The sequence below is a fragment of the Rhizobium sp. BK650 genome, from assembly GCF_014195325.1.
Taxonomy (GTDB): Bacteria; Pseudomonadota; Alphaproteobacteria; order Rhizobiales; family Rhizobiaceae; genus Rhizobium.
In genome coordinates this window covers 195,062-220,449 of the sequence record NZ_JACIBK010000007.1, presented here as the reverse complement: position 1 = coordinate 220,449, position 25,388 = coordinate 195,062, and the positions used below count along the sequence as shown (strand labels likewise).

Annotated in this window: 24 protein-coding genes and 5 tRNA genes; 15 read left to right on the top strand and 14 right to left on the bottom strand. The window is 58.1% G+C overall.

Annotated features, from left to right (window positions below):
- Window positions 1–14 precede the first annotated feature (14 nt).
- A complete protein-coding gene (locus FHX15_RS18660) occupies window positions 15–788 on the top strand; it encodes an amino acid ABC transporter ATP-binding protein (RefSeq protein ID WP_184399697.1) in 774 nt (257 codons plus the stop codon).
- A gap of 68 nt (window positions 789–856) precedes the next feature.
- Here FHX15_RS18660 and FHX15_RS18655 read toward each other — a convergent pair whose 3' ends face one another.
- Both FHX15_RS18655 and FHX15_RS18650 read right to left on the bottom strand, forming a co-directional pair.
- A complete protein-coding gene (locus FHX15_RS18655; protein WP_184399695.1) occupies window positions 857–1,492 on the bottom strand; it encodes a hypothetical protein in 636 nt (211 codons plus the stop codon).
- Window positions 1,493–1,757: 265 nt separating this feature from the next.
- On the bottom strand, window positions 1,758–1,931 hold the full coding sequence (locus tag FHX15_RS18650; RefSeq protein WP_184399693.1) for a hypothetical protein: 174 nt from the start codon (window positions 1,929–1,931) through the stop codon (window positions 1,758–1,760).
- Between the two features lie 187 nt (window positions 1,932–2,118).
- Here FHX15_RS18650 and FHX15_RS18645 point away from each other — a divergent pair, with 187 nt between their 5' ends.
- Window positions 2,119–2,643 carry a DUF992 domain-containing protein gene (locus FHX15_RS18645; protein WP_184399692.1) on the top strand — a complete coding sequence of 175 codons (525 nt, stop codon included), beginning with the start codon at window positions 2,119–2,121 and terminating at the stop codon, window positions 2,641–2,643.
- A gap of 489 nt (window positions 2,644–3,132) precedes the next feature.
- Window positions 3,133–4,440, top strand: a complete 1,308-nt coding sequence (locus FHX15_RS18640; protein WP_184399690.1) for a DUF5623 domain-containing protein — start codon at window positions 3,133–3,135, stop codon at window positions 4,438–4,440.
- 108 nt (window positions 4,441–4,548) lie between these two features.
- Here FHX15_RS18640 and FHX15_RS18635 read toward each other — a convergent pair.
- From FHX15_RS18635 to FHX15_RS18615, 5 genes are all read right to left on the bottom strand, one after another.
- A tRNA-Arg gene (locus tag FHX15_RS18635) sits at window positions 4,549–4,625 on the bottom strand.
- Between the two features lie 55 nt (window positions 4,626–4,680).
- Window positions 4,681–4,986 carry an ETC complex I subunit gene (locus tag FHX15_RS18630; RefSeq protein WP_184399688.1) on the bottom strand — a complete coding sequence of 102 codons (306 nt, stop codon included), beginning with the start codon at window positions 4,984–4,986 and terminating at the stop codon, window positions 4,681–4,683.
- A 627-nt stretch (window positions 4,987–5,613) separates the two neighbouring features.
- Window positions 5,614–5,690, bottom strand: a tRNA-Pro gene (locus tag FHX15_RS18625).
- A gap of 83 nt (window positions 5,691–5,773) precedes the next feature.
- Complete coding sequence (locus tag FHX15_RS18620) at window positions 5,774–6,262, bottom strand: DUF192 domain-containing protein (protein WP_184399686.1); 489 nt, start codon at window positions 6,260–6,262, stop codon at window positions 5,774–5,776.
- The gene (locus FHX15_RS18615) at window positions 6,262–6,840 is read right to left on the bottom strand and encodes a cold-shock protein (protein WP_184399684.1); all 579 of its coding nucleotides are present in this window, start codon (window positions 6,838–6,840) and stop codon (window positions 6,262–6,264) included. The genes FHX15_RS18620 and FHX15_RS18615 overlap by 1 nt, the downstream gene beginning before the upstream one ends.
- Window positions 6,841–7,033: 193 nt before the next feature.
- On the opposite strand from FHX15_RS18615, the gene gloA reads away from it, so the two are divergent.
- The 5 genes from gloA to FHX15_RS18590 all read left to right on the top strand — a co-directional run bounded on the left by gloA (window position 7,034) and on the right by FHX15_RS18590 (window position 9,317).
- Window positions 7,034–7,474, top strand: a complete 441-nt coding sequence (gene gloA / locus FHX15_RS18610; protein WP_184399683.1) for a lactoylglutathione lyase — start codon at window positions 7,034–7,036, stop codon at window positions 7,472–7,474.
- A 96-nt stretch (window positions 7,475–7,570) separates the two neighbouring features.
- Window positions 7,571–8,668, top strand: coding sequence for a YcbK family protein (locus tag FHX15_RS18605; RefSeq protein ID WP_184399681.1), 1,098 nt, complete (start codon window positions 7,571–7,573; stop codon window positions 8,666–8,668).
- Window positions 8,669–8,863: 195 nt separating this feature from the next.
- Window positions 8,864–8,938 (top strand) — tRNA-Glu (locus tag FHX15_RS18600).
- A 74-nt stretch (window positions 8,939–9,012) separates the two neighbouring features.
- Window positions 9,013–9,087 (top strand) — tRNA-Glu (locus tag FHX15_RS18595).
- Between the two features lie 155 nt (window positions 9,088–9,242).
- Window positions 9,243–9,317: transfer RNA gene (locus FHX15_RS18590), tRNA-Glu, on the top strand.
- A gap of 170 nt (window positions 9,318–9,487) precedes the next feature.
- Here the strand turns inward: FHX15_RS18590 and recJ are convergent.
- The 5 genes from recJ to FHX15_RS18565 form a co-directional block, all read right to left on the bottom strand.
- Window positions 9,488–11,290, bottom strand: coding sequence for a single-stranded-DNA-specific exonuclease RecJ (gene recJ / locus FHX15_RS18585; RefSeq protein ID WP_184399679.1), 1,803 nt, complete (start codon window positions 11,288–11,290; stop codon window positions 9,488–9,490).
- Window positions 11,291–11,368: 78 nt separating this feature from the next.
- Window positions 11,369–11,581 (bottom strand): hypothetical protein, encoded by a 213-nt coding sequence (locus tag FHX15_RS18580; protein ID WP_184399678.1) that lies wholly within the window; start codon window positions 11,579–11,581, stop codon window positions 11,369–11,371.
- Between the two features lie 144 nt (window positions 11,582–11,725).
- The gene (locus FHX15_RS18575) at window positions 11,726–13,051 is read right to left on the bottom strand and encodes a homoserine dehydrogenase (RefSeq protein ID WP_184399676.1); all 1,326 of its coding nucleotides are present in this window, start codon (window positions 13,049–13,051) and stop codon (window positions 11,726–11,728) included.
- 65 nt (window positions 13,052–13,116) lie between these two features.
- Window positions 13,117–14,334 (bottom strand): LL-diaminopimelate aminotransferase, encoded by a 1,218-nt coding sequence (locus FHX15_RS18570; RefSeq protein ID WP_132651371.1) that lies wholly within the window; start codon window positions 14,332–14,334, stop codon window positions 13,117–13,119.
- A gap of 221 nt (window positions 14,335–14,555) precedes the next feature.
- The gene (locus tag FHX15_RS18565; RefSeq protein ID WP_184399674.1) at window positions 14,556–14,978 is read right to left on the bottom strand and encodes a hypothetical protein; all 423 of its coding nucleotides are present in this window, start codon (window positions 14,976–14,978) and stop codon (window positions 14,556–14,558) included.
- Between the two features lie 148 nt (window positions 14,979–15,126).
- On the opposite strand from FHX15_RS18565, the gene phaC reads away from it, so the two are divergent.
- On the top strand, window positions 15,127–16,956 hold the full coding sequence (gene phaC, locus FHX15_RS18560) for a class I poly(R)-hydroxyalkanoic acid synthase (protein WP_184399672.1): 1,830 nt from the start codon (window positions 15,127–15,129) through the stop codon (window positions 16,954–16,956).
- 290 nt (window positions 16,957–17,246) lie between these two features.
- Window positions 17,247–18,584 carry a DUF2778 domain-containing protein gene (locus FHX15_RS18555; RefSeq protein ID WP_184399670.1) on the top strand — a complete coding sequence of 446 codons (1,338 nt, stop codon included), beginning with the start codon at window positions 17,247–17,249 and terminating at the stop codon, window positions 18,582–18,584.
- On the opposite strand, the gene FHX15_RS18550 is transcribed toward FHX15_RS18555, so the two are convergent.
- Window positions 18,581–19,432: a LysR substrate-binding domain-containing protein gene (locus FHX15_RS18550; RefSeq protein WP_184399668.1), complete on the bottom strand. Its 852-nt coding sequence runs from the start codon at window positions 19,430–19,432 to the stop codon at window positions 18,581–18,583. The two genes, FHX15_RS18555 and FHX15_RS18550, sit on opposite strands and share 4 nt — an antisense overlap.
- A gap of 87 nt (window positions 19,433–19,519) precedes the next feature.
- Between FHX15_RS18550 and FHX15_RS18545 the strand changes: the two genes are divergently transcribed.
- Window positions 19,520–20,221, top strand: coding sequence for a haloacid dehalogenase type II (locus tag FHX15_RS18545; RefSeq protein ID WP_184399666.1), 702 nt, complete (start codon window positions 19,520–19,522; stop codon window positions 20,219–20,221).
- A gap of 22 nt (window positions 20,222–20,243) precedes the next feature.
- A complete protein-coding gene (locus FHX15_RS18540) occupies window positions 20,244–21,035 on the top strand; it encodes an aldolase (protein WP_184399664.1) in 792 nt (263 codons plus the stop codon).
- Between the two features lie 7 nt (window positions 21,036–21,042).
- On the opposite strand, the gene FHX15_RS18535 is transcribed toward FHX15_RS18540, so the two are convergent.
- Complete coding sequence (locus FHX15_RS18535; RefSeq protein WP_184399662.1) at window positions 21,043–22,200, bottom strand: pyridoxal phosphate-dependent aminotransferase; 1,158 nt, start codon at window positions 22,198–22,200, stop codon at window positions 21,043–21,045.
- Between the two features lie 206 nt (window positions 22,201–22,406).
- Between FHX15_RS18535 and FHX15_RS18530 the strand changes: the two genes are divergently transcribed.
- From FHX15_RS18530 to FHX15_RS18520, 3 genes are all read left to right on the top strand, one after another.
- Complete coding sequence (locus tag FHX15_RS18530) at window positions 22,407–23,165, top strand: DsbA family protein (protein WP_184399660.1); 759 nt, start codon at window positions 22,407–22,409, stop codon at window positions 23,163–23,165.
- A gap of 289 nt (window positions 23,166–23,454) precedes the next feature.
- Entirely contained in the window at window positions 23,455–24,468 is a 1,014-nt protein-coding gene (locus FHX15_RS18525) for an ABC transporter substrate-binding protein (RefSeq protein ID WP_184399658.1), read from the top strand.
- A gap of 94 nt (window positions 24,469–24,562) precedes the next feature.
- Window positions 24,563–25,381, top strand: coding sequence for an ABC transporter ATP-binding protein (locus FHX15_RS18520; RefSeq protein WP_184399656.1), 819 nt, complete (start codon window positions 24,563–24,565; stop codon window positions 25,379–25,381).
- Window positions 25,382–25,388: the final 7 nt, after the last annotated feature.

Sequence of the window (25,388 nt, the reverse complement as noted above, 5' to 3'; positions counted from 1 at the left end):
AAGAGGAACAAGCAATGGCAGAAGCCCAAACGAAAAAAATGACCGTGTCGGCGACCGACGTGGCCGTCGAGATCATCAACATGAACAAGTGGTACGGTGACTTCCACGTTCTTCGCGATATAAACCTCAAGGTCATGCGGGGCGAGCGCATCGTCATTGCCGGTCCGTCGGGTTCCGGCAAGTCGACGATGATCCGCTGCATCAACCGCCTGGAAGAACACCAGAAGGGTCAGATCATCGTTGATGGCACGGAACTCACCAACGACTTGAAGAAAATCGATGAAGTGCGTCGCGAAGTTGGCATGGTGTTCCAGCACTTCAACCTCTTCCCGCATTTGACGATCTTGGAAAACTGCACGCTCGCGCCCATCTGGGTGCGAAAAATGCCGAAGAAGCAGGCGGAAGAAATCGCCATGCACTTCCTGAGGCGAGTCAAAATCCCTGAGCAGGCGAACAAGTATCCGGGCCAGCTTTCGGGCGGCCAGCAGCAGCGCGTGGCGATTGCTCGCTCGCTCTGCATGAACCCGAAGATCATGCTATTCGATGAGCCGACCTCAGCGCTGGATCCAGAAATGATCAAGGAAGTGCTGGACACGATGGTAGGCCTTGCCGAAGAAGGCATGACCATGCTCTGCGTCACCCACGAAATGGGCTTTGCGCGCCAGGTTGCGAACCGCGTGATCTTCATGGACCAGGGCCAGATAGTCGAGCAGAATTCCCCGGCCGAATTCTTCGACAATCCCCAGCACGAGCGCACCAAGCTGTTCCTCAGCCAGATCCTGCACTGATCAAGGCGGACCTCACGTTTAGAACCCGCCGGAGCAATGAACTGATCACCGGCGGGTTTTTATGAATTCTAGCGGGAAGCAGTGGAGCGAAGCAGCGCGCACAAGCCTGCAAGACCAGAATCATAGCCACTGGAAAGGGAAATATCCCGGCAACGGACCAACATCTTCTGCCGATCATTGACGGACATTTCCTTGAAACGCTCCACCACGGCCGATGGAGCGCTTCTGCCTCCTGTTTCAGTACCATCAGCACCGGTACCGGTGCCACCGCCGCTGGCGCCACCAAGACCAAGTGAGAGGTTCAAGCCGTTTGCTCCGAACAATGTGGGACCAGTGGCATTGCCACTGCCGCCAATACGGGCATCGACGTTTGCGCCTGCGCCCGAACGACCGAGAGCTCGGGCATTGACGTTGGTATTGACGCCGCTGCTGCCGCCAATATTGGCGTCCGCGTCAGCAGTGATGCCGCTGCCACCTTCAGCAGCGTTCGCATTCGCGTTTACGCTGCTGGCACCACCGACAGAAGCATCAACGCCGGCGTTGACACCGCTTGATCTCGTCGACGCGCCGACATCCGCACTTATGCCTCCAAGATTGGCTGAAACGTCGAGATCAAGCGCTTGCGTACTAGCCACCGGCATTGAAAGGGCGATGCAAGCCGAGGTGAGGAACGGAAGCGACCGCCTTTGATATATGCACTTCATGACTTCCTCCGTTTTGCGATGCCGGAAATGTGTCCGGCGATAAACCGAGGAACGCGCGTACCTTCGATCGCGCGGGCAAGCCATCGGCATGCCCGCGCGAATTAAACGCGGTGAAGTTGTGAATGTTTCCGGAATCCGCCTGAAAGAACAAGATAGTTAGAATTTTCTAACATTCCTCGCAAACTGGTTCCAAAACGAGACATCCCCCTCAGGTGAGGGCGGCCGTTGCTCTTGGCCGACCGCAAGATCGTCGTCTTTTCCCAAATCAATTGTTACCGTCATTCGGACGGGATTTCCGAGCTTCCGTACTGCTGGATGAGGCAGTTTTCCCGTCGGGTTGCTGACCGAAATAGGTCCCGCCGAGATGTCCTCCGGCACTGGTATTTTCTACCTGGCGCTCGGCTTTCTTGCGGATATCGTCTGCATTCGTCTTGCTCATGATCATCTCCGTTGTTTGAAAGTGGATTTTCGAACAACCGACAGAGGCCGACGGGGTTCCATAGGAAATGGCTGCGGCAGCGTGGCACCGGCAACATTCGGAACCAAAACGAGCACAAAGACTTTCCCGCCTTGGTTATGACAAAGCCGACGCTATATCCTTCATGCGATATTCAAAGGAGACGGAAATGAAAAAGATGATTGCGACGACAATCGCAGCAGCCTCGTTGCTTCAGGCATTTGTCATGAGCGCCAGTGCCGCGGATCTGGTGCGGAGGAGTCCCGCTGTCGAGCCTGATGTGAGCGGGGGCGTCAAAATCGGCTACCTCGCTTGCGACATCGGCGGCGGCGTCGGGTATGTGCTCGGTTCCTCCAAGCAGATCGATTGCGTATTCCAGCCGACAAGCAATAGCGAAGCGCCTGAGCACTACAGCGGAGCTCTGCGTAAGTTCGGGGTTGATCTCGGCTTCACCACACGCGGTCGCCTGCTCTGGGCGGTCTTTGCACCGACAGCCGGCTATCATCGCGGCTCACTGGCCGGCCTCTACCAGGGCGCAACTGCCGAAGCCACGCTGGTCGGCGGCATCGGCACTAATGTGCTCTTTGGCGGCACCTCCGGATCGATCCACCTGCAGGTCATCAGCGTTACAGGCCAGCTCGGCGTCAACGTTGCCGCGACCGGCACGTCCATGACGCTGACGCCCGCAAGCTAAGTCAGCAAGATCAGAGACGTAGGGTTGGCCGCGCCTGCAACTATAACGACGCGTGGCCAGCCCTTTATTCCGTTACCAACATCGTCATTCGCCGCGAGCAGAGGCCGGCGGCTCAGTTCAGGAAAACTCAAACTCTTGAATACGACGTACCCCGACGCATACGTTCGGAGTCAAAGCCTCCGTATCCAGCTAATTCTTCGAATTTGATTGCCTCAAACGGATCGACTCTTGACGTGAGAGTCGACGGGCCTATGGACGCAGGCGTCGAGAGCCATTTGCGCTCTTTGTGCGTCAGTCATGATAAGAACGTTGCTCCAGCGGCCGCAGCCACGACTCTACCGAAATTGGTCTCGGAGCGCGCCGCCCGTCAATTGCGAAGCTGTTGACAGCACTGCCTTTGTGAGAAGCTCAACCCTTTCATGTTTTTCTGATCGAGCTCGAGAAGTGGTCGACGGGTGACGCTTCAAAAGGAGTCCGGGAGAAAAGAACATGTCCATCAACGACATCAGGCCTACCACAATCGAGGGCATCAAGCGCCTCGCGAAAACGATTTCCAAGCGAGACGACGTTGCCCATTCAGTGGGTCTTGATCGCGCGTCGGTTCGAGCCGGTTTCTCAAGCCACACCAACGCTCGGCGGACGCTACAAGCCTCCACGATTGTTCTGCCGCCGCCCATTTTCTCGACGTTTATTAGCGTCCATTGGCGAAATCCGAAGACAAGGTCACGCGGCAACGAGATCATTGAGGTTGCGCTGCCGAAGCCCCTCGACGAGATAATCGCGGCTCCCCAATACAAGTATGCTGCTGGGCTGAGGTACTTCACGCGCTGGGCGTCCGACCTGATCAGCTGCCATATGAGTACAGAGGGCGCGAATTCAGCTATTGCGCTCGCGTGTAGAGCGGCGCGTACGTTGCAATTCATGGCTTGTACCGGACTTAGGCCATCCTCGAAAACCACGCCCATCAGGGCTGACTTTGGACGCGACCTCCCTGGAAGAGATCATGGCAGCAGCTGGTACGACCCCATCGAAAAGCGCTACCTCTTCGTCGATGAACCCTACGCGGCAGCGGTAAAAGATCGGCAGCAGGAGCGCGATGCATGGTCTGTCGGCAATCGCCGGGAAATTGCCAAGCCGCTCTGGGCTGGCATGTACTATCCGGAAGGCGGGAGTGAGCTTTATCTGGTTTCGGATGGGCAGAAAGGTTTGCCACTTGGACCAGTTCTTTTGGCGCTGTCATGCATGCCTGCCCCTGTTGTGCCGGAAAATTGCAAACGGGTGACCACGACCGATGGCGAATTGTTTCGGTCACCTGGAGAGGTACTGGACGCAAAAGAAAAAGCTCAGAAAGCGAAAAAGATGCGCGGCCCCCGGACGACAGGCAATAATGCCGTGGCGTACCGGATGGTGATGGCCTCTGGCCGGCGGCCGAATGCAAAAATGGCTGTCGCCACGCATCAGCGTGTCGGCCAATTGTTGAAGGATGTTATCAGTGCGACCCGGCAGCGAGCCGGAATCATCAACAGGCTCGCCTCCGTTCGTTCAGAACTGGATAATTGGGTCCAGCTTGAATATGATCACGACGCTCTGCCGAACGATGTATTTTTTGAACTCTACTATCACGAGCGCAATATTGTGCCCGATAATGAGTATGGTATTGCCGGCCGCAACCTTCACATCAAACGTTTGGAGGAAGCGAAGGGGCTGATCGCCTCCTCCTATCCCGATTGCAAGCCAGTTCGCGATCTGCTTCGAAAGCTCGACCTTGCGCTTCAGTCTCTGACGAGTTGGAAGTGAACTTCAGCGCGCCTCAGGGCACGACCTTGGGCGCGTTCGGCACGAGCTTGTCACCCATGTCTTAGGGACAAACTGTTACCTATGTCTCCGGGTCGGACACAGTAAGAATGGCGACCCCTGCAGGACTCGAACCTGCGACCTGCTGCTTAGAAGGCAGCTGCTCTATCCAGTTGAGCTAAGGGGCCGTCTGCATATCGCGAGACCGCGACATCAGCATTTCTATCTCGAACCGCGGACGGATCAGTGTGTCCAGGGCTGGGTACGGGTATAACGGAAATTATCCGGATAAGCGACGACCTGGCGTGCGGGATCCTTCGGCGGGATCACGCGGTATTCGATGCCGTTGCGCTTGGCATAGGCTTCGGCGAGCTCCTGCGTTTCGAAAGTCAGCTTCACCTGCTGGCGCGTGTCGCCCGAGGACGTGTAGCCCATGATCGGGTCGATCTTGCGCGGCTGCTCCTGATCGAATTCCAGCACCCAGAGATGGGTCTTTGCCTTGCCGGACTGCATTGCGGTCTTGGCCGGACGATAGATCTTAGCAGACATTGCTGCAGTGCCTCCGATATACGGGCAGCGCCCGCCTGTCATATATTCAGCCTTGGATAAGGCTCACTTCCACACCAAAGATGGCAGCAGAAAGTGAATTTTGCTTATCCGCGAATCCCCGCTTTTTCAAGAAAAAAGCACCACACAGGCAGCGTCGGCGGATAAGGGAAACCGAATGCCGCATTGCGCGTTATTGTCTGCAGAGCGCGTGAGGCGCAGCCCTTTCGCAGCCGGGTGTGGATAGAGCGGGCAATCCTTCCACACAATGCGAAATGTTTCGGATTGTTGCATGTTGTGATTGCCTTCTAATTGTTATGACCGGCATAGGCGACTAGGGTGTCGACCAACCGTTGTGACACGGGTGCGAGCCATGAGATCTTCTGCAGAATTCCATGCCATCATGATCGGAGCAAGCATCACTGCGTTTTTCTACGCGGCGATCAGTTATGCTCAATATCTCGGCCTGCTTGCCCACGGCTGATCACGCCACGCCTCTGCAGGCGTGTTTGCGACGTGAATGGCTGTCTTTCGGAAATGAGCTTCCTGAGCAGACGATCATCCCTGTGGGCACAGGCAACGTCAAGCCCTGATGCCATTTTCAATCTGCGAAATATACCGGGAAGATAATGGTCGGAGTGGAGAGATTCGAACTCCCGACCCTCTGGTCCCAAACCAGATGCGCTACCAGACTGCGCTACACTCCGAGCCTTTGATGGCAGCGGAAATACACGCTTCCCCCTGCCCTAGCAACCCCATAAATCCACCTTGGCAGGCAGTTTTCACAGGCTTACTTCGTCTTTTTCGTTGTCGTAGCGCTAATGATGCGATCGCCGGGGCGGATATTGAGCTTGCGGGCAGTGCCGGCGTTCACCTCGACCACATACCGGACTCCACCCATCGAATCGATGATGTCGCGGGAATAGGGCGTAGCGTCTTCCTTGATATGGGTGATGACGCCGCGATCGTCGGCAAAGAGCATATCGAGCGGCAGGACGGTATTTTCCATCCACATGGTGACGCGCCGCGATACGCCGAAGTCGAAGATCATGCCAGCGTCTTCTGCCATTGCCTTACGATACATCAGGCCGTATGCGCGCTGATCATCGGTGGCAGCGATCTCCACGGTAAAGTGTAATCTCTTGCCCGCAGCTGTCTGTATGATTAGCGGCTCTCTATCGAAATGTATGTCCTGCTGCGCAAATGCAGGCAGGGCGACTATGAAAAAAAGCGCCATGACGGCGCTTCTCATCATATCAACCGAGAATAGGCAGCGCATCAGTGAGACCGGCCGACTGGGCTAGGAACATCCGGATGAATCTCAGCAGCCATTAGGCCCTTTTCGCCGTCGCCGAAACGCACCAGCACCACTTGTCCGGGGCGCAACTCGGTCAGGCCGAAACGGCGGAGCGTCTCCATGTGCACGAAAATGTCTTCCGTTCCCTCGCCGCGCGTCAGGAAGCCGAAGCCCTTCGTCCGATTGAACCACTTCACCAAGGCGCGCTCGAGGCCGCTCGTTGCCGTGACCTGCACATGGGTGCGAACCGGTGGCAGCTGCGAAGGATGAACTGCGGTCGACTGATCCATGGAGAGGATCTTGAAGGCCTGGTAGCCTCGCTCGCGACGCTGAATGAGAGCGACGATGCGGGTACCTTCGAGGATGGTCTGGTAGCCATCGCGACGCAGGCAGGTCACATGCAGCAAGACATCCTGCATGCCGTTGTCAGGAACGATGAAGCCAAATCCCTTGGCCACGTCGAACCATTTCACCACGCCGGTGATCTCAACGAGGTCGACCGGTTCCGCCGACAACTCTTCAAGGTCGGTGAAGCCATTCGGTGAAATCCTGTCAGCCATGTCGCCAGCCCCTCAATACGCGTCACACTGTTACGGTTAACTGATTCTTGAAATCAAGATTAACATCTTGGTAACGGATAAGCGCAAGTCCTAGTTTTCGGTTATTCCCAACTGTACATTTTATAGCGATGACTTGCCCGAAACTGGCGTCTGTTACCCAGACGGGCTAGCCTGAAAAGAGAGAGGAAACAAAATGCGTTATCTCCACACCATGGTGCGCGTCAAAGATCTCGACGCCTCCCTCCATTTTTACTCCACCCTGTTCGGTCTCGAGGAAATCCGCCGCCATGATAACGAAAAGGGCCGCTACACGCTCGTTTTCCTGGCCGCTCGGGACGATATCGACCGTGCCCGTAGCGAAAAGACTCCCTGCCTCGAACTCACCTACAACTGGGACACGGAAGATTATACTGGAGGACGCAATTTCGGTCACCTCGCCTATGAGGTGGATGATATCTACGCGATCTGTCAGAAGTTGATGGACAACGGTATTACGATTAACCGTCCACCACGCGACGGCAATATGGCCTTCGTCCGCTCGCCCGATGGCATCTCGATCGAGATTCTGCAGAAAGGCGAAAAACTGGCCCCGGCTGAACCCTGGCTTTCCATGGGCAATACCGGCACCTGGTAAGCCAAGCTGCAGGCAAGCTTCACGAGGCATTCTCCGGCTCCATCGTAACGGAAGCGCGCTTTGTTGCGCCTTCCGCATTCACCGGAGATTTCTCGGTTGACCAGAAACAACAAGCGGATTGCCTCTTCAAGTCGGCAGGCTCTCGGCGCCTTGCTGATTGCCAGCACTGCTCTTGCGCTTTCCGGCTGCGTTTCCGACAAGAAGACAATTGATTCGGCCGCCGTAGCCACGCCTTCAGCAGCAGGACAGCCAGCGCCGCGCCTGGCAGCAGCAATGCCCGCCACATCCTCCACCGCGTCGAAACAGCCCTATCGCGATCCGATGCTGACGAATGTCTCCGGTGTCGCTCCACAGGTCGCAGCACAGAATCCGAATGCGGCTCCTGTTGCCGCACCCGTCGATCCGGCTATGCAACCGCAACAGCCGGCCAATATCGGCGGGCTTGTCATGCAGTCGACGCGAATCAATGCGCAGGCGATGAGCATCTTTTCCGATCATCAGGCGCCGCTGCAAAATAACTCGACCTCCACGATCGTCCAGCCGCAGGGCGTAAATGCTTACGCACCGCAAAACGCTGGCCCGAGGTCAAGCGTGTTCAGCGCGCCGCCAGAGGCGCAGCAAGGCCAAATGCTGCCGCAGCAATCGTCGCAGAATACCAGCACGAAGGTTGCGCCCGCAGAGACCGCTTCGCTTACTGGCGAAAGCATTCCGGGATCGACGATGAATGCGCTCTACAGCGCGCCGAAGCAGAATCTGCTAAGTAGCCTTTCCGGACTCCTGCAAAAGGCATCCCTGCCCGGCATGACGCGCGTCGCGCCGAACGGCCTGCATGTGCAAAATGACAGCGTCCAGGTCGGCTGCTTCAAGCCCGACCTCATGCGAGTCATCAAAACTGTCGAGACTCATTTCGGCAAGCCGGTCGTCGTGACATCGGGCTATCGCGATCCGCAACATAATCGGGAAGTCGGCGGCGCCGAGGAATCGATGCACAAAAGCTGCGAAGCAGCAGATATCCAGATCGACGGCATCAGCAAATGGGATATCGCCGAATATATTCGATCATTGCCGAACCGTGGCGGTGTCGGCACCTATTGCCATACGGATTCGGTCCATTTGGACACCGGCAATGCTCGCGACTGGAACTGGAGCTGTGGCCGCAAGAGCGCGCCGATTGCTTCAGCAAGGGCCATATAACCCTCAACCCTGGAACAGCATCACGCAAGGGAAACGGTCGATCTCCGACTTTCAGCGGTCGTTTCAGCCCTTTGATTCGGCTGCAATAATCTTTATTTTCCACAAGTGGGAACGGACTGTCATTTTTTTGAAAAATTTCGAATTTGCCGCTTGCGGGATCGGAAGTGCCTGACTATAAGGGCGCCACCACAGCACGCGCCCTTCGTCTATCGGTTAGGACGACAGATTTTCATTCTGTAAAGAGGGGTTCGACTCCCCTAGGGCGTGCCACTCCTTCTCATCCAATCAGACGTTTATCGGCAGCTTGCGGAACGCGCTTCCCGTTCCTATCTGAGCTAAAGCCTGCGCCCTTCGTCTATCGGTTAGGACGACAGATTCTCATTCTGTAAAGAGGGGTTCGACTCCCCTAGGGCGTACCAAGGTCAGCCGCTGACGACACTGTGTAAGGGCAACAAGGCGGTCCTCTTCCGCTTTTCCACAACCTCGGAAAAAAACTGCATAATCCTACAAAAATTTCTCAGTTTGCCGCTTGCGGCGCACAAAGGTGCTGACTATAAGGGCGCCACCACAGCACGCGCCCTTCGTCTATCGGTTAGGACGACAGATTTTCATTCTGTAAAGAGGGGTTCGACTCCCCTAGGGCGTGCCACTCTCCTTCAATATCTTTCTGTCTTTTCAAAGAGTTGCCGTTGCCGCACTGATTGTTCATGCCATGCGAGCCGATGGGCAGAAGTAGTGGGCCTACAGGCCTTCGCAGAAAAATACCCCTTCCCGGTCGCGGCCCGCTTAACCTCTTCCGCCCGAGAATTCCTCGCCAAATCACTTGGCCGGGACACCATCATTAATGCGCAATTGGATGCGGCGCGAGCCCTGATAATGCTCGGCTCCGAGCGAGCCTGCGACATGCAGGGTGGCGCCGCGGGAATTGAGAAGCAAGTTGCCAAGCGGGGTTTCGGCAGCCCTGAAGGCGATACCGTCGAGGCGTGAGCCATCCATGGCTTCAAGCGTCACCTTAACATGCCGCTCACCGACGAGACGAGAATCACGCACGCGATGCGCTGGCACGGCAAAGACGGGCTGCGGGTGCCCCGAACCATAGGGACCCGCTGTTTCCAGACGATCGATGAGCTCGATCGTTGCACCGCTTGCGGCGATCGCGCCATCAATCTTCAGCGTCTCGTTGGCGACGAGGGCCGCCACCGTCTTCTGCGCCTTCTCGGTGAAGAAGGCCCGCAGCAAGCCAAGTTTGCTGCGCTCAACGGTCAGGCCGGCCGCCATGGCATGGCCGCCGCCCTTGACGAGCAACCCTTCATCGACCGCGGCACGCACCATCCTGCCCATGTCGAAGCCATTGATCGAGCGGCCTGAACCTGTGCCCCTGCCTGACGGATCGAACGCGATGGCGAAGGCCGGACGTTTGAACTTCTCCTTCAGGCGCGCGGCAATCAGGCCGACAATGCCGGGATGCCATTTCTCGTGCGCGGTGACGATGACGGAAGCTCCCTCGCCGTCTCCATATTCCGCTAGGGCTTCGGCCTCAGCTTCCTGCAGCATGATGGCTTCCATGACCTGCCGCTCACGGTTGAGTTCGTCCAGACGCTGGGCGATGTCTTCGGCCTGCACTGCGTCATCTAGCGTGAGCAGGCGGCTTCCGAGTGCCGCATCCCCGATACGCCCACCGGCATTGATGCGCGGGCCGATCAGGAAGCCGAAATGATAGGGTGTCACCGGCCCTGCCAGCCCCGCCTTGCGGAACAGCGCCGCAAGACCGGCATTGCTCTGGTGACGTGCGGCGACCAGGCCCTTGACCACATAGGCACGGTTGAGGCCCTTAAGCGGGACGACATCGCAGACAGTGGCGAGTGCCACGATATCCAGCCACTGAAGGAGATCGATCGCGAGGATGCGTTTGTCTCCGGCCTCGCGCAGCAGGCGCAACGTTGCCACAAGCACCATGAAGACGACACCCGCAGCACAAAGATGCCCTAGCCCGGAAAGATCGTCTTCGCGGTTTGGATTGACAAGGGAATGGCAGCGCGGCAGCTCGTGCGTCACCTGATGGTGATCGATAACAACGACATCGATGCCACGGTCCGCGGCGGCCGCCAGCGCCTCGTGACTGGTGGAGCCGCAGTCGACAGTCACGATCAGGCCCGCGCCGTCGTCGATCAGCTGATTGATAGCAGTCGGATTAGGCCCATAACCTTCGAAGATGCGGTCGGGGATGTAAATACGCGCCTTGACGCCGAAATGGGTGAGGAATCGGTACATCAGCGCTGAGGAAGCAGCACCATCGACGTCATAGTCACCAAAGATCGCGACAGGCTCGCCATTACGGATCGCTTCCGCAAGGCGTCTGGCGGCTTTTTCGCAGTCGGTCAGCTTGTGAGGATCGGGCATGAGGCTGCGGATCGTCGGATCGAGAAATTCAACGGCCTCATCCACTGTCACGCCGCGTCCGGCAAGGACTCGGGCGATCAAATCCGGCAGGCCGTGCATCTGCGACATGGCAAGCGCGCGGTTCTGCCCCGCCTGATCGAGGCGTGAAACCCAGCGATTGTCGAGAACGGATCTTTCGACCCCCAGAAAGGCACGCGGTACCGGATCGACCTGATCTGCCATGCCAAACTCCGCTTTCATCATCTGCTCTTTTTACAGATGCGGAACGGATAGCAAAGCGGTTGATTTCAGGCCTGTGGATTACCAGAAAATCGCCCGGATAACCAAGCCAATAACAAGCAGCTGGACAAAGAGGATCGACAGCAGGATCAGCAGTGTTGCCCAGTTTCGCCCCCGCGGCGCCTCGCACTCGAGGGCTGCGTCAGGCGCCATCGGATCGGATTTCGGCAAGTCTCCCCGAAGGGGCTCTATCTCCGTCTGGATATGATCATGCGTATGCTCGATGTTCCTCAACCCGCGACTCCAAGGCTCCCAGGTTGATTATATCTATATCTACATATCTGTTAATATAGATTCGGCGAAAAGCTTTGATTAATAACAAAAAACCCGCCCGAGTGTCCCCGGACGGGTTGAACCATCACAAACTCGCGCAACGAGTCAGGATTCTTCCTTTGGACGCTCTATACGAATCACCTGAGGTTCTCCGACGAGGTAGCCTTCTTCCTTGATTGCAGCGACTGCTTTGCGCACCGAATCCTCCATCGTCGCATGGGTAACAAGGATGATCGTCTGATGATGCGAGGGCGCCAGATGCTGCTTGGACCGCTGGACGATCGATTCCAGCGAAATGTGGTTTTCCGCCATGCGTGTCGCGACACTCGCGAAAACGCCGGTGCGGTCGAGAACGGTCAGGCGGATGAAATAGCCGCCCTCGTGGCTCTGGATCTGCGCCTTGCGATAAGGCTCCAGCGACTTCGCCGGATGGCCGAGGGCGGGAACACGCTGGGCGCCCGGCTGGCTCTTGGCGATGTCGGCGATATCGCCAAGCACGGAGGATGCCGTGGCGTTGCCGCCGGCGCCGGGGCCGACCATCAGGAGTTCACCGAGAATATCGGATTCGATCGCGACCGCGTTCGTGACGCCATCGACCTGAGCGATGACGGAATCGACAGGCACCATGGTCGGGTGAACGCGCTGTTCAATACCGGTCTCCGTGCGCTGGGCAACGCCGAGCAGCTTGATGCGGTAGCCGAGATCGGCGGCGGCACGGATATCCTCGATCGAAATGTTGGTAATGCCCTCGAGATAGATATCGTCGGCGGCAATTCTGTTGCCGAAGGCAAGCGTCGTCAGGATCGACAGCTTATGGGCGGTGTCATTGCCTTCGATGTCGAAAGCCGGATCGGCTTCGGCATAACCGAGGCGCTGGGCTTCCTTGAGGCAATCGGCAAAGGACAGCCCTTCCTTCTCCATCTTGGTAAGGATGTAGTTGCAGGTGCCGTTCATGATGCCGTAGACGCGCGAGATCGTGTTGCCCGTCAGCGATTCACGCAGCGCCTTGATGACGGGGATGCCACCGGCAACGGCCGCTTCGAAGTTCAGAAGCGAGCCCTTCTCCTCTGCAATCGTCGCAAACTCGACACCGTGATAGGCAAGCAGAGCTTTATTGGCGGTCACCACATGGAGACCCCGAGCAAGAGCAGTGCGAACGGCCCTATTTGCAGCACCTTCGGCACCGCCGATCAGCTCGACGAACACGTCGATATCGGCTTTTTCGGCCAGTTCTTCCGGACGCTCGTACCAGGTGATGCCAGCCAGATCGATGCCACGGTCCTTCGCGCGGTCGCGCGCCGAAACTGCCGTAATCGTAATCGGACGGCCGCAGGTCACTGCAAGTTCGTTGCTTTTCTGCTTGATGATGCGAACAAGCGAGGCACCAACGGTACCCAAGCCCGCAATGCCGATTTTGAGGGCATCTGCCATGGATCGATCCTGAAACGTCTGATGACAGACAGCCGCAGCTGCTGCGGCTGTCTTCAAGGTTGGAATTAACGGTGGGCGTTGAGCGAGATGACGTTGTGCATCGTCTCATCTGCCGTCGACATGAACTTCTTGATGTTGCGCGCAGCCTGGCGGATGCGGTGCTCGTTCTCGACAAGCGCCAGGCGAACGTAGTCGTCGCCCTGTTCACCAAAGCCAATACCGGGGGCAACGGCGACGTCAGCCTTCTCGACCAGGAGCTTCGAGAATTCCAGCGAGCCGAGATGACGGAACTTTTCCGGAATCTTCGCCCAGGCAAACATAGTGGCGGCCGGCGGCGGCACTTCGAAACCGGCCTTGCCGAAGCTTTCGACCATGACGTCCCGGCGCCGCTTATAGACGTTGCGCACTTCAGCAATGTCGGAGCCGTCACCGTTAAGAGCATGGGTCGCCGCAACCTGGATCGGCGTGAAGGCGCCATAATCGAGATAGGACTTCACACGCGTCAGCGCCGCGATCAGCCGCTCGTTGCCAACCGCAAAGCCCATGCGCCAGCCAGGCATGGAGAAAGTCTTGGACATGGAGGTGAACTCGACCGTCACATCCATCGCGCCCGGAACCTGCAGAACCGACGGTGGCGGCTCCCCATCGAAATAGATTTCCGAATAGGCAAGATCCGAAAGCACGATGATGTCGTGCTTCTTCGCGAAGGCCACGACTTCCTTGTAGAAGTCGAGAGTTGCCACGAAGGCCGTCGGGTTCGACGGGTAGTTCAGAATCAGCGCCAGAGGCTTCGGTATCGAGTGGCGCACGGCGCGTTCGAGCGGCGGGAAGAAGCTCTCGTCCGGCTCGACCGACATGGAGCGGATCACGCCGCCGGCCATCAGGAAGCCGAAGGCATGGATCGGATAGGTGGGGTTCGGGCAGAGGATGACGTCACCTGGCGCGGTGATCGCCTGCGCCATGTTGGCAAAGCCTTCCTTGGAGCCCAGAGTGGCGACCACCTGCGTATCGGGATTGAGCTTCACGCCGAATCGGCGGGCGTAGTAAGCAGCCTGAGCGCGGCGCAGACCGGGAATGCCCTTAGACGACGAGTAGCGGTGCGTGCGCGGATCCTGGACGACTTCGCAAAGCTTGTCGACGATCGCCTGAGGGGTCGGAAGGTCGGGGTTTCCCATGCCGAGATCGATGATATCGGCCCCGCCCGCTCGCGCGCTCGCTTTCAAACGGTTGACCTGTTCGAAAACGTAAGGCGGCAAACGCCGGACTTTGTGAAACTCTTCCATCTCTTTCCCCATGGAAATGCGGCACCCGGCCGCTGTCGAAGCTCGTTCCGTCTCCCGGCATCTGCGATACGAGCTTCAGACTCGCAGCGCCGTATTCCTCTTCAACTTACTGCGCGGCAAATCTTTGACGGAGAAGCCGCGCATGAAGCGCATTATCGGGAAAATTGCACCTTCCGATCTATCCGGAAGGCTTTGCGTCCAAATCGCCTTAAAGGCAAGGCTTATTTGGAGATTTCGGAGAGCGTTTGTGCCCCGTGTTCGGCAGCCAGCTTCCGCATCTCGGCAACGCGGCGTTGATACTCCGCTTCCGTAATGGCGCCCGTTTGGCGCTTGGCACCAAGGGCGGTCAACTGATGTTGCAGTTCGGCCGCCTGTTCGTCGTTCATCTGCACATTGGCGGCGGTCAGCGGAGCGCCGAACGTCGGATATCCATCCGGCGCCTTGTTGAGACCACCTTCGACGGGTTCGCCCTTGGACGCTGGCATAACAACTGCGGTCGGCGCTGCCATGCGTTGGGCGAAGGCCTTCTTCTCCTCGGCCGTCTTGTTGCATCCGGCGAGCGTAAAGGCGATGGCCGCGGCCGCCGCGCAGATTGCTGCGGTGCGGGTGAAGGTCGCGATATGCCCAATGCCTGTCGTCGTCATGCCTGATGATCCAATCCTGCCTGCTTCGACTGTTAAATTCGTCGCAGCGACAAAGCAATAGCATGAGAGCCGGCCCACGGAACTTGTTTTCTTCATCGCGGCAGATGTACAACGAACAAACAATGGGTACTGCCGCCGGAGGAAATGCGTGACCGACAGCAAGCGGGAGAATGGTGCCAAGCTGGATTTCGACGCCAAGGATCTCGATCCCTATATGCTGAAGGATCCCGAGGCCATGGCGCTCAATTTGGCCCGTGCGCTGGAAAATCTCGGCAAGGCTGCTTCGGCATGGTTGGCCCCACGCGAGCGCGGCGAAATCTCCGACACGGTCGTTGAACCGGTCGCCGACATGCTGAAGACACTCTCGAAGGTCACGGAATTCTGGATCTCCGATCCGCGCCGCACCTTCGAGGCGCAGACGCAGCTGATGACCTCGTTCTTCGGCATCTGGATGCGATCGGTGCAGCGCATGCAGGGCGAGACGGCCGAACAGGAGATCGAGCGCAAGGACAAGCGTTTCGCCGATGAGGACTGGCAGAAGAACCCCTTCTTCGATTTTTTGAAGCAAGTCTATTTCGTTACTGCCGACTGGGCTGAAAAGCTGGTTACCGAGACAGAAGGGCTGGACGAACACACGAAGCACAAGGCCGGCTTCTATGTGAAGCAGATAACGGCAGCTCTCTCACCGACAAATTTCGTGGTCACCAATCCGCAGGTCTACCGCGAGACGATTGCGACCAGCGGCGAAAACCTTGTGCGCGGCATGAAGATGCTGACCGAGGATATTATCGTCGGGCACGGCGAACTGCGGCTGCGCCAGACCGACATGACCAAATTTGCCGTCGGCCGCGACATGGCTCTGACGCCAGGCAAGGTGATCGCCCAGAACGAGATCTGCCAGATCATCCAGTACGAAGCATCGACGGAAACCGTGCTCAAACGGCCGTTGCTGATTTGCCCGCCATGGATCAACAAATTCTACATCCTCGACCTCAATCCACAGAAATCCTTCATCAAATGGTGTGTGGACAAAGGGCATACCGTCTTTGTCATATCTTGGGTCAATCCGGATAGCCGCCATGCGCTGAAAGACTGGACAGCGTACGCAAGGGAAGGCATCGATTTCGCGCTGGAGACCGTGGAGAAAGCGACCGGTGAAAAGGACGTCAACGCCATCGGCTATTGCGTCGGCGGTACGCTGCTTGCCGCCACGTTGGCGCTGCATGCCAAGGAAAAGAACAAGCGCATCAAGAGCGCGACGCTTTTTACCACGCAGGTCGATTTCACCCATGCCGGCGACCTAAAGGTCTTTGTCGATGAGGAGCAACTCCAGGCGCTGGAAGCACATATGCAGGAACTCGGCTATCTCGACGGCTCGCGCATGTCGACCGCCTTCAATATGCTGAGGGCGAGCGAACTCATCTGGCCCTATTTCGTCAACAACTACCTGAAGGGTCAGGAACCCCTGCCCTTCGACCTCTTGTTCTGGAATGCCGATTCGACGCGGATGGCGGCTGCCAACCATGCCTTCTACCTGCGCAACTGCTATCTCAGGAATGCACTGACCAAGGATGAGATGGTTCTTGATGGCAAGACGGTATCTCTGAAGGACATCAAAATTCCGATCTACAATCTGGCGACGCGCGAAGATCATATTGCGCCGGCAAAGTCGGTCTTCCTCGGCAGCCAGTTCTTCGGCGGGAAGGTGCAGTTCGTCGTTGCCGGGTCGGGCCATATTGCCGGCGTCGTCAACCCTCCCGACAAGCACAAGTACCAGTTCTGGACCGGCGGTCCTGCCAAGGGTGATTATGATGCGTGGCTTGCCAAAGCCAAGGAAACGTCAGGTTCCTGGTGGCCGCACTGGCATGCCTGGATCGAAGCGCAGGCCGATGAACGCGTTGCGGCCCGCAAGCCCGGCGGCGCATCGCTCAATGCCATCGAAGAAGCTCCCGGCAGTTATGTGATGGCTCGAAGCTGACCTCGGAAAAACTCTTGGCGATCGAATTTTCTCCCATCAGGCGGCGATAGCGAGCAACTGAACGCCTTTGAAAAATAGCCCTTCCTAAAATATTACGGCTCTTTACGCGACAATCGAAGCTGAACACCGTGCCTGTAAACCAATTGGAAACCATAGTTCGTCATCCTTAAGAAAGGTCGCATGTCGCGGTAAGGCCAAAATTCGGCCTTTTTGGGCAGTTAGCGGCTCCGGCCTAAATCAGTAGTCAGTGTTGCCGGCCTGCACAGCGAGTTTTGGAAGACGAGTAGAGTATGGCGTTTGCAGTAGGGACGTTCAATAACGTCGCCCCTTTTGGCGGATCCGCTGTTCGTTCGGGCAGATCTCGCGGTTTTCTCACCGGCATCGCAATCGCCGGACTTTTGACTTCCACGTGGCTTATCGGCACCGTTGCAACAATGCAATCCGTGTCGATGCCATTCTCCTCACAAAAGGAGATCGCTCAAGTTACGACTGCGCCAAAGGCAGCCCGTTCTGCAGTTGCGCGTGAACGCCTCATCCACGTGAACAAGGCCTCACGCCTTGCGGCATTCGATGCCAAGCCTGTTGTGCCTTTGACGGCACAGTTGATCCAGTCGCACGCCGAAAAGACATCTGCGGCCTCCAATGCAGAATTGGCACTTGCGAAAATCAATCGCCTTCCTGTTGCCGTTGCGCAACTTCAGCCGGTTGTCGTCTCCGACAATCCGCGTCTCGACAAGGAAGATGCAGTCACGGCGCCGGCACCCGTCGTCGAAATCGCTTCTGCTGCGTCCAACGACGAGGATGCCGATCGGATCATCATTCCGTCGAAAGAAACCGTTGCTGCTGCCGAAATGCCGGCTATGATCGCCCGTGCCGAAGCCGGGCCCCGCGTGATGCCTGCTCCCGTCGAGCCGACGCCGGTCAATCGTGCTGCCGCCGACAAGCCGGCAGAGCTGGAAGTCGCCGAGGCGGACGGTGATCCACAGCCTTTCGATCTGGTTCTTGCACCCAATGAAGATTCCGTCCCGCTGCCGATGGCGCGGCCCGATGGCCTCGTCGGCAAACCGGCTCAGGCCACCAAGGGTACGCCGCGCGTCGCCGAACCGGTGCTCGCCTACGCCAAGCCGAATTCGCCGATCGAAGATGATCAAGACGACGCAGTGCAGCGCTACGACAAACCCGTCTTCTCGCCGCGCCTGCGCGCCGGGGTCGCGATATACGACATTGAAAGAGCTACGGTCTACCTGCCGAACGGCGAGCGGCTGGAGGCCCATTCCGGTCTTGGTAAGATGCGCGACAACCCGCGCTATATTGATCAGAAGATGCGCGGACCGACGCCGCCACATACTTATAACCTGACAATGCGCGAAGCCCTTTTCCATGGGGTGGCAGCCATTCGCCTGACGCCGGTGCAAGGTTCGGGTGCGATCTTCAACCGCGTCGGTCTGCTGGCGCATACCTATATGCTCGGCCGGAACGGCGATTCCAACGGCTGCATATCTTTCAAGGATTACAAGCGCTTTCTCGCCGCCTATCAACGCGGCGACATAAGACAGCTCGTCGTCGTGCCGCGGATGAACAACAAGCCGGCTTCGACACTCGCTTCGCTCTTCTCCTCGCGCACCTAAAGATTGGCGGAGAGGAAATCGGCAAGCGACCGGCTCTCGGTTGAGAGGCGCAACTTTCCTTTGACGAGTGCAAGTTCTGAGGCCGGCTGCGGATCGAAGCCGTCTTCCGCTCCAAGCTGACGATGTTCAGGCAGAACGGCGTCTGACGGCAGCAGGCTGATGCCGAGACCGGAAGCGACCGCAGCCTGCACGCCCATCAACCCCTGGCTTGTATAGGCAATGCGCCAGCGCCGACCGCTGCGCTCGATGAAACGGATCGCCCGTTCCCGATAGATGCATCCAACAGGAAAAACCGCGAGCGGCACTGTCTCATCCTTGACCGGCCGGCTCATGCTCTCGACCCAGACCAGATCTTCCTTCCAGCTCACCAGACAGGCGCCATCGCCCGGTTCCCGCTTGATCAGCGCCAGGTCGATTTCGCCTGCGTCAAGGAGACGGCGAAGCTCGGCGCTCCATCCGCTGACGGTATCGAGCCTTATATGCGGTGAAGCCGCGGAAAAACCGGAGAGAAGATCGATGAGCCTGCGGCCGGCGAAGTCCTCGGGAACACCAAGTCTGACCGTCTTGGGTGCAGAGGGCCTTCGCATGACGTCCATCGCCTCTTCTGCCGTTGCCAATAGACGTCGTGCATAGCTCAAGAAAACTTCGCCCTCCTCCGTGGTCTGGATGCCACCCGTCGACTTGTCCCGCAGAAGCAGGTTGTGCCCGATATTGACCTCGAGCTTCTTGATCTGCTGGCTGACGGTGGACTGCGTCAGGTGAATGCGCTCTGCCGCACGCGTAAAGCCGCCGGCGTCGATCACGGCTGCAAAAGTGCGAAGAAGATCGAGGTCGAAGGCGAAGCTCATTCGATTTCCCACTGATGATGATTTTGACATTTAATTTCTCAATGACCCTGATCTTTGTCAACATGCGGCAAATCATGGAGACCAGAGATGACACTTTCCGGAAACCGGCCGACATGGCTGACCTTCGATTGCTACGGCACGCTGATCCAATGGGATGAAGGGCTGCTTGCGGCCATGGATGCGATCCTGTCGCCCAAAGGTCGCGATATCGACCAGGCCGCCTTCATCGCCGCCTATGATCGTCATGAGCACCAACTGGAAGAGCAGAAACCACACCGATCATTCAAACAAGTGACGGCGCTTGCGCTCGAGCTGGCCATGAAGGAGTTCGGGTTGCCGTTCGATCCCGCTGACGCCGATCTTTTGACATCCTCGATCGGCCGCATGCCTCCCTTTCCAGAAGTCGTTGAAACGCTCGGCAGGCTGAAAGCTGCTGGTTTCCGCATTGCCATTATTTCTAATACGGACGACGCGATCATTGGGGGCAATGTTGCTCAACTCGACGGCTTCGTTGACCGGGTAATCACAGCGGAACAAGCCGAGGCCTACAAACCATCGCCGCAGATCTTTCGGCATGCCTGGAAGACGCTCGGTATCGGAATCGATGATCTCGTGCATATCTGCGCCAGCCCGCATCTTGACCTTGCCGCGGCGCGCGAACTCGGTTTTCGTACGATCTGGGTCGATCGGGGCACGGGACGGAAGCCGCTCAGCGATTACCGCCCGAACGAGATCGTGCCGACGCTCGACAAGGTCCCTGGCCTATTTGTCGCAAACGGCTGGATGTAATTGATGCGATTGGAGACAAGACATGGCTCATGAACTGAACCTGGCGAAGGGGCAGCCGGCGATATTGCGTAATCTGCCGCTCAATACGGAAGAAATCTGGCAGGCGCGTGTCGATCTGGCGGCGTGCCTTAGAATGGCGGCGCAGCTTGGGCTCGAGGAGGGTATCTGCAATCATTTCTCCGCCGTCGTGCCAGGCCATCCCGATCTCTTCCTGGTCAACAGGCTTGGCTGGGCCTTTCAGGAGGCCACCGCCTCGTCGCTGCTGATCTGCGATTTCGAAGGTAATGTCGTCGCCGGAGATGGTGTGCCGGAAGCAACCGCTTTCTTCATCCATGCCCGCCTGCACAAGATGTCGCCGCGGGTCGGTGCTGCCTTCCATACGCACATGCCAAATGCCACAGCGCTCAGCATGGTCGAGGGTGATCCCTTCGTCTGGGCCGGACAGACGGCGCTGAAATTTTACGGCCGCGTCGCTGTCGACGAGAACTATAACGGACTGGCGCTCGATGAACGCGAAGGCGACAGGATTGCCGCCGTGCTCGGCGACAAGGACATCCTGTTCATGAAGAACCATGGCGTCATGGTCTGCGCACCAAATATCGCCGAAGCCTGGGACGACCTCTACTATCTGGAGCGTGCCGCAGAGGTTCAGCTCAAGGCGATGAGCACCGGGCGGCCGCTGATCCCCGTGCCGACCGATATCGCCGAACAGGCGGCGAGGCAGATGCGTGAAGGCGATCCGGAAAGTGCGCGACGGCATCTCGAAAGCGTCAGGCGCGTTCTCGACCGGCAAGCGCCGGAATATCGGAACTAAATTCCGGCTATTTCAGCCAGCCGCCCATGCGCTCCAGCGCCTCGGCGATCTCGGCCTCCGAGCCAGCATAGGACATGCGCAGGGTGCGCGGTCCTTCGACCGGGTCGAAATCGAGGCCGGGGGTGGCGGCGACATTGATCTCGACCAGCATCCGCCGTGCGAAATCCATGCTGTCATTGGTGAAGCGCGAAACATCCACGTAAGCGTAAAATGCGCCGTCCATGGGCGAGGCGGTCGCAAGGCCGATCTTCGGCAGGCGGCCGAGGAGCAGTTCACGGTTGGCGGCATAACTTGCCTTGACGCCATCGAGCTCGTCGCTTGCACCGAGAGCGGCGGTGGCGGCGATCTGCGAAAGTTCCGGCGGTGAGATATAGAGGCTCTGGGCGACGCGCTCGATCGGGCGCACCAGCCGCTCGGGCAGCACCATCCAGCCGATGCGCCAGCCGGTCATGCAATAATATTTGGAGAAGGAGTTGATAACGATTGCCTGGTCCGTCAGCTCCAGCGCGCTCGTCTCTTCCCCGGCAAAAGTCAGGCCGTGATAGATCTCATCCGAAATGAAGGCGATGTCGTTGGCGTCGCAATAGGCTGCAAGCGCTTTCAGACCTTCGCGGCCGGTCACAGTACCGGTCGGGTTTGCAGGGCTTGCAAGGAGCACGCCCTTCAGCTTGACACCCTTTTCCGCTTGTATCGTTTCGAGGCTTTCTGGCGTCAACGTGAAATGCGTTTCTGATGTGACCGGCACTTCCACGACATTAAGACCAAGCGCACCGAGGATGTTGCGGTAGGCGGGGTAGCCCGGCCGGGCGATCGCAACCGCATCTCCAGCATCGAAAAGTGACAGAAAGGCGAGATTGAACGCCGCCGACGAGCCAGTCGTTATAGCGATACGCGCAGGATCAATCACAAGACCGTGGCGATCATGATAGTGCCGGGCGAGCGCTTGTTTGAGCTGCGCTGTGCCGAGTGCATCCGTATAACCCAGCCGTCCTGCGACGAGTGCTGCGCGGGCGGCTTCAAGGGCTGCTTGAGGTGCAGGATGCGAGGGTTGGCCGACGGCCATGGAAATGACGGGGTGACCGGTTGCCCGTCGTTTCGTCGCTTCAGCCAAAACATCCATGGCGTGGAATGGTTCGACTTCACTGCGTTTCGAGATGGAAAACACGATCACTTCCTGCCTGGCTCAAACTAACGGCCAGACAATTGCCGCAATAATCGGCTCATCACAATCCCGCGAGGGCTCAGATCGGAGGAAAATTCCTGTTTGATGGCGGCCCGACGCGCCGTACTTTGATGCGACGCATCCCAGCCCATTAACCCGGCGATGGTATTTTCCGCTTCGAAAACCCATCGGCCGACGACGAGGATACCATGACCTTCTTCTCCAAAACGCTCACCGTGCTGGCGCTTGCAGCTTCCATCGTCCTTCCGGCTCAGGCGTTTGCATTCGACGACCAGCAGAAGAAGGAACTGGGAGAATTCATCAAACAGTACCTGATCGAAAATCCGGAGATCATGCTCGACGTCCAGGACGCACTGCAGAAGAAGCAGCAAATGGCCCAGCAGGTGAAGGCCACTATGGCGATCGAGAACAACAATGACGGCATCTTCGATTCCAAGAATGACGTGTCGCTCGGCAATCCCAAGGGCGACGTCACCGTCGTCGAATTCTTCGATTATAACTGTACCTATTGCCGTCACGCCCTGCCTGACATGCAGACGCTGTTGAAGCAGGACAAGAATGTACGCTTCGTGCTGAAGGAATTCCCGATCCTCGGTCCGGATTCAGTCGCCGCGCACCGCGTGGCGGATGCTTTCCGCCGGCTTGCGCCGGAAAAATACGGCGATTTCCACGTAGCGCTGCTCGGCAGCGATGGCCGCGCCTCCGAAGACACCGCAATACAGGTTGCCTCTTCTCTCGGCGTCAGCGAAGATAAGATCCGCGCCGAGATGAAAAAGAGCCCGAACGATGACATTGTCCAGGCGACCTATCAGCTTGCAGCCAATCTCGGTATCAGCGGTACACCGTCCTATGTGATCGGCAACGAAATGGTGCCGGGCGCCGTTGGTCTCGACGATCTCGAAGAGAAGGTAAAGAACATGCGGGCCTGCGGCAAGACGAGCTGCTAACCACCTGATTGGCGCGGAGCCTGAAACTTCTGGCGCCCGGTGACCCAATTCGATTCGTACTTATGACCTCTCGAACGTTATTGCGCGGAACTCACGTTCTGCGGGCGAAATACCTTGGCTTGTCTCAGCTGGCCGAGGTGTTCGGTCGACGGCTCAGTTGGGGGCAGACAAGTAATCGCCTGAAAGCTAGTTGAAAGCTTCAACCTCATAGAAAAGGACAGCATCGTGGAGGAGACACGGTCAAGGTGACGAGACGACGATGCATTTGGACTATAAGGAGGAGATTTCAATGCGTTCTTCACGCAGCCTTTTTCACACCGTCGCTTTTTCCGCTCTTCTTGCCGCGTCATCCTTTGTTGCGAGCAGTGCAAACGCAGCCGACAAGATCACCATCATGGTCGGCGGCTATGAGAAGCAGATATACCTGCCTGCCAAGCTCGCAGAATCGCTCGGCTACTTCAAGGACGAAGGGCTCGACGTCGAGCTGCTGAACGAAGCGGCCGGCGTCGATGCCGAAAACCAGCTTCTGGCCGGCGCCGTCCAAGGCGTCGTCGGCTTCTACGACCATTGCGTTGACCTGCAGGCCAAGGGCAAGTTCGTCGAATCCATCGTCCAGTTCAGCCAGGCACCGGGCGAAGTCGAGATGGTTTCGAGCAAGCATCCGGAGATCAAGTCGCCGGCCGATTTCAAGGGCAAGGCCCTCGGCGTCACCGGTCTCGGCTCGTCCACCAACTTCCTCACCCTCTTCATGGCGTCCAAGGCCGGCCTGCAGCCGGGCGACGTCGTCACCGTTCCGGTGGGCGCCGGCGGTACCTTCATCGCAGCGATGCAACAGGACCAGATCCAGGCCGGCATGACGACCGAGCCGACGATCTCGCGCCTAGTCAAGACCGGCGAGGCAAGCGTTCTCGTCGACATGCGCACAGTGGAAGCAACTCGCAAGGCACTCGGCGGCACCTATCCGGCTGCCTCGCTCTACATGGAAACTGCCTGGGTCGACGTGCATAAGGACGAAGCCCAGAAACTCGCCAACGCCTTCGTCAAGACGCTGAAATACATCAACACGCATTCTGCCGCCGATATTGCCGACAAGATGCCGAAAGATTTTTACGTCGGTGACAAGGACGGCTACATCAAGGCTCTCGACGAAGGCAAGGGCATGTTCACGCCAGATGGCGTCATGCCGGAAGACGGTCCCAAGACCGTGCTTGCCGTGCTCTCGGAATTCTCCAAGAACGTCAAGGGCAAGAAGATCGACCTTTCCAAGACCTATACGACGGAATTCGTCAAAAACGTCAAGTAAGGCCGTCGCGCCGCTTCCGACTCAGATCGGAAGCGGCGTCCGTTCGATCATGGGCATCGCGTGCACGCCCTGAAAGCACGCCTCAGGTTTCACCATGCAACAGGACAATAACCAGATTCCGGCGATCGAGTTGATCAATGTCAGCCGTCGTTTCGTCTCGCCGACCGGCAAGTCGCTGACGGCCTTGCGTGATTTCAACATGACGGTTGCCCGCGGCGAGTTCGTCGCCGTCGTCGGCCCGACCGGCTGTGGCAAATCGACGACGCTCAACCTCGTGACGGGCCTCGCCCGCCCCTCGGCCGGCGAAGTTCGCCTGATGGGTGGACCGATCACCGGCATCGACCCACGTGTCGGCTTTGCCTTCCAGACCGACGCGCTCTTCCCCTGGAAGAACGTCATCGAGAACGTCATGGCCGGCCCGTTGTTTCGCGGCAAGTCGCGCACCGAGGCTGAAAAAAGCGCCCGTGACTGGCTCGCCCGCGTCGGTCTTTCGAAGTTCCTCCATCACTACCCCCATCAGCTGTCGGGCGGCATGCGCAAGCGCGTCTCGCTGGCGCAGACCTTCATCAACGAGCCGGAAATCCTGCTGATGGACGAGCCCTTCTCGGCGCTCGACGTCCAGACCCGCACGGTCATGCATGAAGAACTGTTGAAGCTGTGGGCCGAACGCAAGGCCTCCGTCGTCTTCGTCACCCACGACCTCGAAGAAGCCGTGGCGCTTGCTGACAAGGTTTATGTGCTCACCGCTGGCCCCGCCACGGTCAAGTCTGTCTACCCGATCGCTCTTCCCCGTCCGCGCGTCGTCTCGGAGATCCGCTACGAGCAGAGCTTCATCGACTACTGCAAGACGATTTGGGAGGACCTGCGCGAAGAGGTCGAAACCAGCTACCGCCGCGCGAGCGAAGCGGCCTGACGGGAGG